This window comes from Bacteroidota bacterium (assembly GCA_016713925.1).
GTDB lineage: Bacteria > Bacteroidota > Bacteroidia > AKYH767-A > OLB10 > JAJTFW01.
Genome location: JADJOH010000008.1, coordinates 1,058,262 through 1,069,972 on the forward strand (window position 1 = coordinate 1,058,262; position 11,711 = coordinate 1,069,972).

Below are 11,711 nucleotides of genomic sequence, written 5' to 3' on the forward strand. Positions count from 1 at the left end.
CTCAAATTTACGCAACTCTATGCAGATCACACTTAAGCGCTTGTCAGCCTCTCGTAAAGATGGGCATCTCCTTGTTCTCTTCAACGGAAATGGTGATTTCTCTGAAAAATTGTTTTCAAAGCCGGAATTAGCCTTTGTGAAGGAAGAACTAAAGGCTGAAAAGAAATTTATTGCTGTAAATAAATATAGCAGAATGATTTACCTCCAAAAGCTGGAGGGGGAGGATAAGCCACTTCCTACCCGTTTGGAGAACGCCCGGAAGGCCGGGGCTGCCTTTTTTCAGAGATGCCAAGCTGCTAAACATGAGGTGGTTACAGTAAGTAGCACGATGGATGCTGCCATTGCGTTGGCTTTCGGTGAAGGCTTCGTATTGGGAGGCTATCAGTTTCTGAAATACCGGACAGCAAAAAAGAAGGAAGAACATGTGGTAAAATCCTTGCTTTTTGATGTTAAAGGTTTGACAGACAAAGATGTGCAGCGTCAGAATATTCTGAATGAAGCGGTGTTTAGAGCGAGAGATCTGGTGAATGAACCTCAATCGTTCTTAAATGCCACAGAATTCGGTCGTCAGTTCTATCATATGGGCAAGGAAGCCGGATTTCGGGTGCAGGTGTTGAATAAATCCAAAATTCGTCAATTGAAGATGGGTGGATTACTCGCCGTAAATCTGGGTAGTCCACAACCTCCCACCTTTACTATCATGGAATGGAAGCCAAAAAATGCGGTGAATAAAAAACCGTATGTGCTGGTTGGAAAGGGCGTCGTGTACGATACCGGAGGAATGAGTCTGAAGCCTACACCCAATTCCATGGACTATATGAAATGCGATATGGGCGGAGGTGCAGCAGTTGGCGGTGCGATGTACGCGATTGCAAAAGCGAAGCTGCCTCTCTACGTCATTGGTCTCGTTCCTGCAACGGATAATCGTCCTGACGGCGACGCCTATGTGCCGGGAGATGTGATTACCATGATGAGCGGAAAGACAGTAGAAGTGCTCAATACCGATGCAGAAGGACGACTCATTCTTGCCGATGCCCTGCATTATGCAAAACGATTCAAGCCCGAGCAAGTGTTGGAGTTTTCCACCTTAACCGGTGCCGCAGCAGCAGCTATAGGTCCGCAGGGAATTGTCTGTATGGGTGATGTAGATGAGAGTACCCGAAGAGCATTGCACGAAGCAGGAAATAATGTGTACGAACGTCTGGCTGAATTTCCATTCTGGGAAGAGTACGATGAAATGATTAAATCAGATATTGCCGATATAAAAAATGTAGGCGGAGCCAGTGCCGGTGCGATTACTGCCGGCAGATTCCTCAAGCAGTTTGTGGATTATCCATACATGCACTTTGATATCGCCGCTCCGGCCTTCAGTAAATCAAATGACTCCTACAGAGGGAAAAATGGTACAGGTGTGGGTGTGCGGTTGTTGTTTGAGTACTTCCGGAAAATTGTAGAGTGAAGAAGGGATATACGTTGATATACTTAGATATACTTAGATATACGTTTATGTGAGTAGATGTTGTTTGAGGCAGGTTGAGGTACGGTTGAGGTACGGTTGAGATACAGTTGAGATAGAGTTGAGATACGATTGAGATACGGTTGAGATACGGTTGAGATACGGTTGAGATACGGTTGAGATAGGTTGAGATAGAGTTGAGATACAGTTGAGATAGAGTTGAGATAGAGTTGAGATACGGTTGAGATACGGTTGAGATTCGGTTGAGATAGGTTGAGATAGAGTTGAGATACAGTTGAGATAGAGTTGAGATACGGTTGAGATACGGTTGAGATACAGTGAGCAAATACTAAACTTTAGTCTGCCTGATAATTTTGAATTAGAAACTCTGTGTCTCTGCTCCCGATAATTATCGGGATCCGCGTGAAACTCAGAAATTTCATTGAAGAAGTATTTGTATCATATAATTAAAGTTTTTATTTGTGGATTACCCTAATTAATTGAAGTAAAATATGAGCATAGAACAGGAAGGAAGAGTTAAAATAGGCATCAGCATTGGTGATGTAAATGGCATTGCGCCGGAAGTTATAATCAAAGCGCTATCGGATACCCGCATGACACAGGTCTGTACTCCTGTCATCTATGGCAGCAGTAAAGTGATTTCCTTACACCGCAAGACATTAAACCTTCAGGAGTTTAACTACAATACCATACGCAGCATTCAGGAAATAATTCCCAGGAAAGTGAATCTCATTAATTGCTGGGAAGAAGAACTGAAGCTGGAGATCGGTAAGGCGTCGACGTTAACCGGTCCTTATGCCCTGAAAGCTTTACAGGCTGCTACCAGTGATCTCGCCAGCGGATTTATTGACGCCCTGGTGACAGCGCCTATCGACAAACATACCATCGCTCCCGAAGGAGGATTTACCGGACATACAGAATTTCTGGCGAAAGCCTTCAACACGAATGATTACCTGATGTTTTTGGTTTCCGGATCCCTGCGTGTTGCACTGGTGACCGGGCATATTCCGGTTTCAAAAATTTCATCCATGATCACGAAGGAGCGCATCCTGCATAAACTGAATATCATGGTGAAATCATTGAAACGCGATTTTGGTATCAGAAAGCCAAGGATCGCATTGCTGGCCTTAAATCCTCATGCCGGTGATCAGGGTGTGATTGGAAATGAAGATCAGGAAATTGTAGGTGCAGCGGTGAAAGAAGCTTATCAGAATGGTATTCTTGCCTTTGGGCCTTATCCGAGCGATGGCTTTTTTGGTTCCGGGCAACATACACAGTTTGATGCTGTGCTGGCCATGTATCATGATCAGGGTTTGATCCCGTTTAAAACACTGGCATTCGAGAGCGGGGTGAATTTTACCGCCGGACTTCCTATCGTCCGAACTTCTCCTGACCATGGAACAGCCTATGATATCGCCGGTAAAGGCATCGCCAGTGAAGCTTCTCTTCGGGAAGCCATTTATCTGGCCGTGGATATTTTCAACCGTCGAGCCGATTACGATGCTGCGAATGCCAAACCGCTGGCCTTCTCGAAATTGACCGGGGAAAGGTAGAATTCCATCCATAGAATATTTGGATGAGCAGTTACTACAACCGTATGAATTAATATTTTTGCAAAAAATTAAAACTATGTCCTTCAAGACAATTGATGATTATAATTTCTCCGGTAAACGGGCGCTGATTCGTGTAGATTTTAATGTTCCGCTCAACAGTGCATTTGAGGTAACGGATGCCTCCCGCATCAAAGCGGCTATTCCAACTATTCAGAAAATTCTGAAAGATGGTGGCAGCGTCATTTTAATGTCTCATCTCGGTCGGCCTAAGGAAGGTCCGGCGGAGAAATACTCCTTGAAGCATACCATCAACACGCTCGAAAAATTGCTCGACCGCAAAGTGAAATTCGCTGACGATTGTATGGGTGCATCAGCAACCGATCTTTCCAAAGACCTGCAGCCGGGTGAAGTACTACTGCTGGAGAATCTTCGTTTTTATAAACAGGAAGAAAAGGGCGATATGGAGTTTGCAAAGAAATTAGCTACTTACGGTGATGTCTATGTGAACGATGCCTTCGGAACAGCTCATCGGGCACATGCCAGTACTGCCGTCATCGCTCAGTTCTTTAAGCATAACAGCCTCTTTGGATATGTGATGGCCGGAGAATTAAAGAACGCGGAAAAGGTGCTCAGCCATGCCGAAAAACCTTTTACCGCCATCATGGGTGGTGCGAAAGTGAGTGATAAAATTCTGATCATCGAACAACTCATGAACAAGGTGGATCATCTCATCATTGGTGGTGGAATGGCTTATACTTTTATTAAAGCACAGGGTGGTGAGATTGGCAATTCACTTTGTGAAAGCGATAAACTGGATCTGGCACTGGATATTCTGCAAAAGGCAACTGCCAAAGGCGTAAAGATTCACTTACCGGTGGATTCCGTCAATGGCGATAAGTTCGATAAGGATGCAAAGACTAACGTTACGGATATACGAAAAATTGAAGCCGGATGGTTGGGATTAGATATTGGTCCGGTATCGGCTGCAGCTTTCGCGGAAGTAATTAAAGGCAGTAAAACGATTTTGTGGAACGGTCCGATGGGCGTGTTTGAGATGCCGGCCTTTGAAAGCGGAACAAAAACGGTAGCCGAAGCGATTGTAGCCGCTACGGCGAATGGAGCCTTCTCGCTCATAGGCGGGGGAGATTCAGCAGCGGCGATAAACCAGTTCAAAATGGCAGATAAGGTATCCTATGTGTCCACGGGTGGAGGAGCGCTGTTGGAGTATATTGAAGGTAAAGAACTGCCGGGAGTGAAAATGGTGAATGAAGCAAACTCGTAATCGTTCAAACCTAACAATAATGGAACGCGGATTTAGCGGATTTCGCTGATTTTCGCCGATTAAATTTATGAACTACTTAGATTTCATTCTTGCCGTACCACTTGTTTGGGGAGCATACAAAGGTTACCAGCGCGGAATCGTTTTCGAGATTGCGATGCTGATCGGCGTGGTGCTCGGACTTTATTTAGCATTTAAGGTCAGCAGTTTATTTGAAGGTGCTGTGAGTAAAATGCTCGATGCACAAGGAAGTACATTGCAATACCTCACCTTCTTCATTGTCTTCATCGCTGTGGTGCTCATCATGATCCTGCTCGCGAAATTCATGGAGGGAATTCTTAAAATCGGTAACCTGAATGTCTTTAATAAAATCGCCGGTGCCTTCTTCGGGATGCTGAAGTTCGCATTGGTTGTTAGTGTAGTCTTATCGGTATTCCGCCCCGTGGATGCGCAGTTGGGATTACTCTCTGCCAAAACGAAATCTGAATCGTATCTGTATCAACCGGTCATCTCCGTGTCGCAATATCTCTTCCCTGCATTGAAAGATGTACAGCAGGAGTTCTCGAAACATGTGAACTAATTCATCTGCGAAAATCCGTTCTATCAGTGTAATCCGTGTTCCCAATAGTATGCTCCACCTCCGAAATATTGAAGAATTAAAATCCGACTGGCTCGAACTCGTTGATCAGCTCAATACGCAGTTTGACAATGACCTTGATTTACAAGGCATCATTTTTCTCATTGGTGTACAGGAATTGGGGCAAGGTCCGCGGGAATATGCCAAGCACGAGAAACAGGATTTGATGCACATCGCCACCTGTAAACTTTTGAGTCAGTTCGGCTATTATACCCTCGAAGGTCTCGACGAAGAAGGCTGGCCGCATTGGAAACTCGATCAGAAAATGCCTCCCATGACTTTGGGCGAACAGGATTATTTACTCAAGCAGGCGGTGATTGATTATTTCAGAGAGCAGGGCTTGTTTTAATGAGGAGTGCTTTTTTGTATTTTAAATGAACGTTCATCCTTGTTTCTTCCATTAGCAACCATTCCTTAACCCCGGAAAAGATTTGAGATGCTTTTTATTTTCCTTGTCCTTGATGTCAGGGCTGCCTGAAGGTGCACTGCTATTTCCATCATAGCGGGTGATACCGGTACTTGTTCCAAACCAAATATTCCCTTCCTTGTCTTCAACAACAGATTGAATATAGTCGCTCGCCAGTCCATCCTGCAGAGTGAAAACAGTAAACGATTTACCATCGAATTTTGACACTCCGCCTCCTGCAGAAGCAAACCAGAGATTGCCGCGTGAATCTTCTTTCACCGTCCAGATAAAATTATTGGTGAGACCATTGGAAGTATTGAACGTAGTAAAGGATTTACCATCGAATCTGCCGGCACCACCAAATCGACTTCCGAACCAGATATGTCCCTCCTGATCTCCTGTGATCGATTGTATGAAGTTATTACAAAGACCGGTGGCTTCGGAATAGTGTGTGAAAAAGGGAGCAATGGATGACTGATGAGAGCGAAAATCGTCGGATTGGTTCAAATCGTGGTTGCAGGAATTTTGAAGACAATCACTTGCACCCGCAGTGGTAGTATAACGGTACGCACTTCCGCCATTGGTCCCAATCCAAAGTGCGGCGTGGTTATCAATGTATAGCGAAGTGATCATATCAGGTGCAGGATAGGCGTTGGTGAGATTCGCATGTGGTCTTTGGGGTAAGGAGAGTGCGGTGAATACCTTTCCGTCAAATTTGCAAACTCCGGTTTCAGTACCTATCCACAGGTTGTCGGAGGTGTCGAGAGTCAGACACCATACCTGATTGCTGATTCTTCCATCATTAGTGGTGTAGTTGGTATAACTTTCCGGCAGATGGAGGGGCGCTTGTGCATTATAACGGTATAGGCCACCGTTAGTCGCCAGCCAGATGTTTCCTGACTTATCCTCAACAATATCTCTGATCACATTCCCCGCTATTCCCGCTTTGTTTTCAAAGAGGTATTGCTTGCGGCCATCAAATACTCCAAATCCATTGGAATGCGTCGTAAACCATAGATTCCCTTTTTTATCTATCAGCAAATTCCGGATATAGGCACCCGTATTTAAGGCTGTATCTTCTTTTGGTGCATGGAGAAAGCTGCCTGATTTAGCCGGTGTCGGTGCGTAAAGTGCTGTTACATTAAAGGGGCATCCTTCTTCGCGTGGTGTATGAATGGCAGCCGGACCTCCTGTGCAGGAGATGATCAAGGGTACAAGGAGCAGTATTGTGCAGAGTTGTTTCATAAGAGATGTATTTAATGATTTAATGCTGTTTTTATTTCAGGTCACCTCATCAATTGGACCGGTGTGGATTTCTATTTTACAAATGTAAGTCTACATTCGTAGAATAAATGTTAGTCAGTAGTTATTGCCTTGTTAACGACTTGTTATCGTTTAAAAATTGCTGAGAAAAGCGTTAATTTTGATGCTTCACATGAAGAAAAATAATTCGCGATTCTTTATTGGTATTTCTTCCATCGCTCTGCTGTCGGTACTGCTGATTCAAATCAACTGGATGAGGGAGATGGCAGGAATGAAGGAGAATTTATTTAATGAGAAGGCTGCTATTGTGCTTGCCCGTACTACAGAAGCAGTAGCCTGAGATAGTGTGCTGAATAGAGCTTTGGAAAGCGGAATGGAAAGTAAGGAAGACCGACTGTATATTGATTCGCTGTTCCGGCAATTTATGAAGTACTATAATTTTAATGTAGATTTTTCATTTGATATCCTTCATCCTGCTTCCACCACTGTTCAAACAGCGATTGGTTTTGGGAAGACGGAAGCAGATGGGCAGGCATGTTATAACCAGAGTATGGAGGAGCATGCCACCACACATTCCTGGCGGTTACAATTGAATACACCTCATAAAGATGGATTTTTGGCGAATGAACTCCTCCTGCCGTTGGCCTTGTCTATTGTACTGGTCGCCATCGTCTTGATTTTATTCATCCTTACAGTCAGGAAATTATTCATGGAACAATTCATTTCCACTCAGACCACGGCATTGATGAATACGATGACGCATGAATTCAAGACGCCAATTACCAATATCGCATTAGCGGGAAAGTTGCTCATGAAGGATGCAGCCGGTGCTCCATCGGATAAATTAGAGCACTATGTCAATGTGATACTCGAGGAGAATGACCGCCTCAACCGTCAGGTAGAACAGGTGTTGAGTATGTCGGCATTGGAAAGGGGAGAGCTGAAGCCGGATTTGGAAGTCGTTGACCTGCATCACCTCCTGTTGGATACTGTGAAACGTTTTGCGTTGCAGGTAGAAAGCAAGCAAGGGGTGATTCGTACAGCGTTGAATGCTCAGTCATCATTGGTGTATGCCGATGCCATGCAACTCAGCAATGCCATTGGTAATTTAATCGACAATGCCATTAAATATTCGAAGGGTGCTCCGGAGATTGATGTGAAGACCATGAACGAAGATTCATCTATCGTGCTGGTGCTGGCGGATAAAGGAATTGGAATTGATAAAATGTATGTAAAGGAAGTTTTTTATCACTACTTCCGGGTACCAACAGGTGATATTCACAATGTCAAAGGGTTTGGATTGGGTCTGGCTTATGTCCGTAAAGTGATCGAATTGCATAATGGTGAGATAATTTTGCAGAGTGAACCAGGACAAGGAACTACCTTTACAATTAGAATTCCACTTCATGACCATGCGCAATAAAATACTTCTTGCTGAAGATGATCATCATCTGGGAAATCTGCTTTCAGACTATCTGCAGTCAGAAGGATTTGTAGTAAGCCTCTACCGTGATGGAGAAGCTGCATTGGTAGCATTGAATCAAAATGCCTTTGATCTTTGCTTGCTGGATGTGATGATGCCCCGCCTGGATGGATTCTCATTGGCACGCGCCATCAGAAGCAAGGACAAAAAGATTCCGGTTATATTTATTACGGCGAAATCATTGAAGGAAGATAAGTTGAAAGGTTATGAAACAGGAGCAGACGATTATATTACCAAACCTTTTGACGAGGAAGAACTCTTATGGAAGATAAAAGCATTTCTTCGTCATGCTCCCGATCTGAATGCAAGCAGTACTCCTCCGGTAGTAGCCATTGGAAAATATAAATTTGATTTCAACAATCAACTGCTCATCCTGGAGGAACATTCTCGCCGCATTACTGAGAAGGAAAGTGAAATTCTGCACTATATGCAATCCCATCGAAACAAGGTGATCAAACGGGAGGAATTACTGACCGCGCTATGGGGCGAGAACGATTATTTTCTCGGTCGCAGCTTAGATGTCTTTATTACCAAAATACGTAAATACCTGAAAGAGGATGGGGAAATCAGTATAGAAAATGTATTTGGTGTCGGATTTGTGTTTAATGTGAAGTCCGCTGAATGATGGTCTGTAAGTGGGAAAGAAAAATGGAAATTTTGGGGAAGTATTAGTTGTAAGCGTGTATAACTAAAATTCTTATTCCAATTGGGATGATACTGATGAGCGAAAGGCTGGATAGGTTACTGCATTCTTTATTTATCTTTTATTTTCCTTCGGAAGTGTAACGGAAAGCCATATATACCCCAGGGTTCCCGCCACCAATGATGCAATAAGAATAGCGATTTTTGACTGCGTGATCATTCCGGAATCAGTGAAAGCAAGGAGTGTAATAAAAATGGACATGGTAAATCCAATACCTGCTAAGAGGCCAACACCGATTACTTTTTTCCAATTCAGGTCCTCAGGCAAAACACATAGTCCCAGCGAGCAGGCAATGAATCCAAAGAGAAATATTCCGATCGGCTTTCCTACAATCAGTCCGGTAAAAATTCCAAGACTATTCACTTGCGTCAACCCATCCTGCCATCCTTCCGGAATAGTGATACAAGTATTGGCAAGGGCAAATACCGGCAGAATAATAAATGCAACCGGCTTATGAAGCCAGTGCTGAAGAATATAAGATGGTGATTTTTCTCCACCGTCACCGAAGGGTAAAGCAAATGCCAACAGCACACCGGTGATGGTGGCATGAACACCGGAATGCAGCATGAAGTACCACATCGCGACACCACCGATGAGGTAAGGGAGAAGGTAATATATTTTCAGACGGTTAAAAAGAAGCAGTAATCCGAAGATGACCAGTGCAATAATCAGATTCATATAAACAATGGTACTCGTATAAAACAGTGCGATCACTATAATTGCACCCAGGTCATCAATGACGGCTAAGGCAGTTAGTAAAATTTTTAGTGAAACAGGTACGCGGTTTCCAAGTAATGAAAGTATTCCGATCGCAAATGCTATATCAGTAGCCATGGGGATACCCGCTCCTGCTTGTGTAGAGGTTCCGAAGTTGAAGAGAAGAAATAATCCCGCAGGAACAAGCATTCCACCTAAAGCGGAGAATAGGGGCAGGGAGGCATTTTTTAAACTGGAAAGTTCTCCTTGATATATTTCCCGCTCCAGCTCCAAACCTATCAATAGAAAAAATATCGCCATCCATCCATCATTGATCCAATGTGCTATTGTATGATCATTGAATTCATAATTCCAGAATTCTAAATAACTTTCCTGAAAAGCAGAGTTGGCCAATAAAAGCGAAATGGCCGTGCAGCAAATGAGTAGTATGCCACCCGATTTTTCACTTTCAAAGAATTCAGAGAAGAGTTTACTTAGCGGGGATTGATTCATCAGGAGAGATCATTTTGTCACGACCAAACAATAAGGCATATACCGGCATTGTAATTCCGCGTTTTAATAGGGTGAAAAGGATTACGCAATAAACGGTGCTAAAAAGAATTACTGAGAAGCAAATGGACTGTATGATTAATCCATCGGCATGATTTTGTTGTAAGGGTAATGTTGCAATAACTGCAGCACCCAACCCTTTTGGAATCATAATAGAGATCGTTGCTTTGTCAAGTAAGGGTGAGTTCTTCCCAATCACCAATTTTACAGCGAAGATTCGAATAACAAATAAGACCAGCGTTATTCCGGCTCCCCAAAGTAGCCAGTCCAGACGGTTAATCTGGATACTTAGTCCGATGAAAACGAAGAAGAAGGTGCGAAGAAAAAATACCAGTTCGCTGAAGAAATCTTTTTCATCCTGTGGCAGAACAATACTGTGATTGGGAATGAAATTTTCCAGAAGTCGGGGTTCAAAGTATTGAAGGTTACCAATCGCAATCCCAAATGAAAGAGCTGTTAAAGGACCACTAAAGCTCAGGTATTCTGTTAAGCCGTAAAGTATAAATAAAAAGGCTGGAGTGGCGAATTTTGTCGTTTTGAGCGTTGGAATTTTATTGATGATAAAGGACCAGGTAAAGGCTCCTAGAATTCCAATAAGCAGAGCCATTACCAGTGAAGAAACAAATTGTGAAACGACGAGATGAGCTTCCATTTGTCCGGTGATCATCAATCCTAAAATGCTGATAGGGATAGCCAAGGTAAAAACATCGGTTTCTGCCGATTCAATGATGAGCGTAGTGGACGTTTTGGGCAGCACCGGAATTTTTTTCACTAAACCTACCACTACCGCGGAGGATGTTCCTCCAAGCGCCGATCCAATAAAAAGACAGGTGAGAGTAGGTAAGTCAAAAATACCTTTGCATAAAAGAAAGGTGGTGATCCAGGTAGTAAAGAAACCTACAGTGGTGATGCCCGCAGATTCTTTAAAAGAGGCTTTGACTTCCGCAATTTTCAGGTCAGTACCACTTTCAAATAAAATGAAAATAAGAACGAGATTGCTGAATAAGGATCCAAATTTTCCCAAACGATGCAGGGTCAATCAGTTTTAGTACCGGACCAATTAAAATTCCTATAAACATCAAACCCAGGACATCAGGAATACTCTTGCGTTCAAACACTCCGTTTAAGTAGTGCCCCCAGAAAATAAATAATCCGATGATGATAATAATTACCGGTGTCTGCATAGTGGAATGTTATTGGGTTTAGTTTAAGCCATTCAGTTTACTTTTAATGTAAATTAAATTCCTGCTATCATATATTTCAATTGTCCAACTCGCATTTCTGCTCAGCTAATGAGATGATTGAGTCCTCAAAAGGAATTTTGAAATGGGAGAGCAATGTGGTATTGATACTTGTGAATTCAAAAGTAGTCAAAAAAAACCGTTTATCCAATTAGAAGTAGATTAGCCTAATTATGCATAGAAGTTGTCGCCGGTTAATCTCAAAAAATGCAGGTTTTGATCAAATAGAATGATGTTTCCCTCTTTTCAGAAAATGGGTCAGCTCGTAATACACAACTAAGTCTGTTAATTTGACAGAAACTGTATTTGAAATGTCTGCCTTGTAGTAGTGCAAGCCAAAACAGGTTTCAGGATTTCGATATTCCCTTTAGCAATGAATACTTCTCATCCATGCATCTTCAAT

Annotated in this window: 11 protein-coding genes; 8 read left to right on the forward strand and 3 right to left on the reverse strand. The window is 43.1% G+C overall.

Features of this window, described 5'->3' with window-relative positions; genetic code table 11:
- Window positions 1-193 precede the first annotated feature (193 nt).
- The 5 genes from IPJ86_18285 (at window position 194) to IPJ86_18305 (ending at window position 5,295) form a co-directional block, all read left to right on the forward strand.
- Entirely contained in the window at window positions 194-1,459 is a 1,266-nt protein-coding gene (locus tag IPJ86_18285; GenBank protein MBK7889168.1) for a leucyl aminopeptidase family protein, read from the forward strand.
- A gap of 509 nt (window positions 1,460-1,968) precedes the next feature.
- Window positions 1,969-3,030 carry a 4-hydroxythreonine-4-phosphate dehydrogenase PdxA gene (gene pdxA / locus IPJ86_18290; GenBank protein MBK7889169.1) on the forward strand — a complete coding sequence of 354 codons (1,062 nt, stop codon included), beginning with the start codon at window positions 1,969-1,971 and terminating at the stop codon, window positions 3,028-3,030.
- 76 nt (window positions 3,031-3,106) lie between these two features.
- Window positions 3,107-4,312, forward strand: a complete 1,206-nt coding sequence (locus IPJ86_18295; GenBank protein MBK7889170.1) for a phosphoglycerate kinase — start codon at window positions 3,107-3,109, stop codon at window positions 4,310-4,312.
- Between the two features lie 67 nt (window positions 4,313-4,379).
- Window positions 4,380-4,889, forward strand: coding sequence for a CvpA family protein (locus IPJ86_18300; protein ID MBK7889171.1), 510 nt, complete (start codon window positions 4,380-4,382; stop codon window positions 4,887-4,889).
- A gap of 49 nt (window positions 4,890-4,938) precedes the next feature.
- Window positions 4,939-5,295, forward strand: coding sequence for a hypothetical protein (locus tag IPJ86_18305; protein ID MBK7889172.1), 357 nt, complete (start codon window positions 4,939-4,941; stop codon window positions 5,293-5,295).
- 51 nt (window positions 5,296-5,346) lie between these two features.
- On the opposite strand, the gene IPJ86_18310 is transcribed toward IPJ86_18305, so the two are convergent.
- Window positions 5,347-6,597 carry a hypothetical protein gene (locus IPJ86_18310; protein ID MBK7889173.1) on the reverse strand — a complete coding sequence of 417 codons (1,251 nt, stop codon included), beginning with the start codon at window positions 6,595-6,597 and terminating at the stop codon, window positions 5,347-5,349.
- A 190-nt stretch (window positions 6,598-6,787) separates the two neighbouring features.
- On the opposite strand from IPJ86_18310, the gene IPJ86_18315 reads away from it, so the two are divergent.
- From IPJ86_18315 to IPJ86_18325, 3 genes are read left to right on the forward strand one after another with little or no spacing between them, the layout of a single operon-like run.
- The gene (locus tag IPJ86_18315) at window positions 6,788-6,955 is read left to right on the forward strand and encodes a hypothetical protein (GenBank protein ID MBK7889174.1); all 168 of its coding nucleotides are present in this window, start codon (window positions 6,788-6,790) and stop codon (window positions 6,953-6,955) included.
- Window positions 6,956-6,961: 6 nt separating this feature from the next.
- Window positions 6,962-8,038 carry a HAMP domain-containing histidine kinase gene (locus tag IPJ86_18320; protein MBK7889175.1) on the forward strand — a complete coding sequence of 359 codons (1,077 nt, stop codon included), beginning with the start codon at window positions 6,962-6,964 and terminating at the stop codon, window positions 8,036-8,038.
- Window positions 8,022-8,723, forward strand: a complete 702-nt coding sequence (locus IPJ86_18325; GenBank protein ID MBK7889176.1) for a response regulator transcription factor — start codon at window positions 8,022-8,024, stop codon at window positions 8,721-8,723. Before IPJ86_18320 ends, IPJ86_18325 begins: the two co-directional genes overlap by 17 nt.
- A 132-nt stretch (window positions 8,724-8,855) precedes the next feature.
- Here the strand turns inward: IPJ86_18325 and nhaA are convergent, their stop codons facing one another.
- Both nhaA and IPJ86_18335 read right to left on the reverse strand, forming a co-directional pair.
- Window positions 8,856-10,010 (reverse strand): Na+/H+ antiporter NhaA, encoded by a 1,155-nt coding sequence (nhaA, locus tag IPJ86_18330; protein ID MBK7889177.1) that lies wholly within the window; start codon window positions 10,008-10,010, stop codon window positions 8,856-8,858.
- Window positions 9,988-11,106, reverse strand: coding sequence for a cation:proton antiporter (locus tag IPJ86_18335; GenBank protein MBK7889178.1), 1,119 nt, complete (start codon window positions 11,104-11,106; stop codon window positions 9,988-9,990). The genes nhaA and IPJ86_18335 overlap by 23 nt, the downstream gene beginning before the upstream one ends.
- Window positions 11,107-11,711: the final 605 nt, after the last annotated feature.

Bases quoted from the DNA above. Each gene is read 5' to 3' on its own strand.
- IPJ86_18285 (MBK7889168.1), top strand. From the start codon at position 194: ATGATTTACCTCCAAAAGCTGGAGGGGGAGGATAAGCCACTTCCTACC.
- pdxA (MBK7889169.1), top strand. From the start codon at position 1,969: ATGAGCATAGAACAGGAAGGAAGAGTTAAAATAGGCATCAGCATTGGT.
- IPJ86_18295 (MBK7889170.1), top strand. From the start codon at position 3,107: ATGTCCTTCAAGACAATTGATGATTATAATTTCTCCGGTAAACGGGCG.
- IPJ86_18300 (MBK7889171.1), top strand. From the start codon at position 4,380: ATGAACTACTTAGATTTCATTCTTGCCGTACCACTTGTTTGGGGAGCA.
- IPJ86_18305 (MBK7889172.1), top strand. From the start codon at position 4,939: ATGCTCCACCTCCGAAATATTGAAGAATTAAAATCCGACTGGCTCGAA.
- IPJ86_18310 (MBK7889173.1), bottom strand. From the start codon at position 6,597: ATGAAACAACTCTGCACAATACTGCTCCTTGTACCCTTGATCATCTCC.
- IPJ86_18315 (MBK7889174.1), top strand. From the start codon at position 6,788: ATGAAGAAAAATAATTCGCGATTCTTTATTGGTATTTCTTCCATCGCT.
- IPJ86_18325 (MBK7889176.1), top strand. From the start codon at position 8,022: ATGACCATGCGCAATAAAATACTTCTTGCTGAAGATGATCATCATCTG.
- nhaA (MBK7889177.1), bottom strand. From the start codon at position 10,010: ATGAATCAATCCCCGCTAAGTAAACTCTTCTCTGAATTCTTTGAAAGT.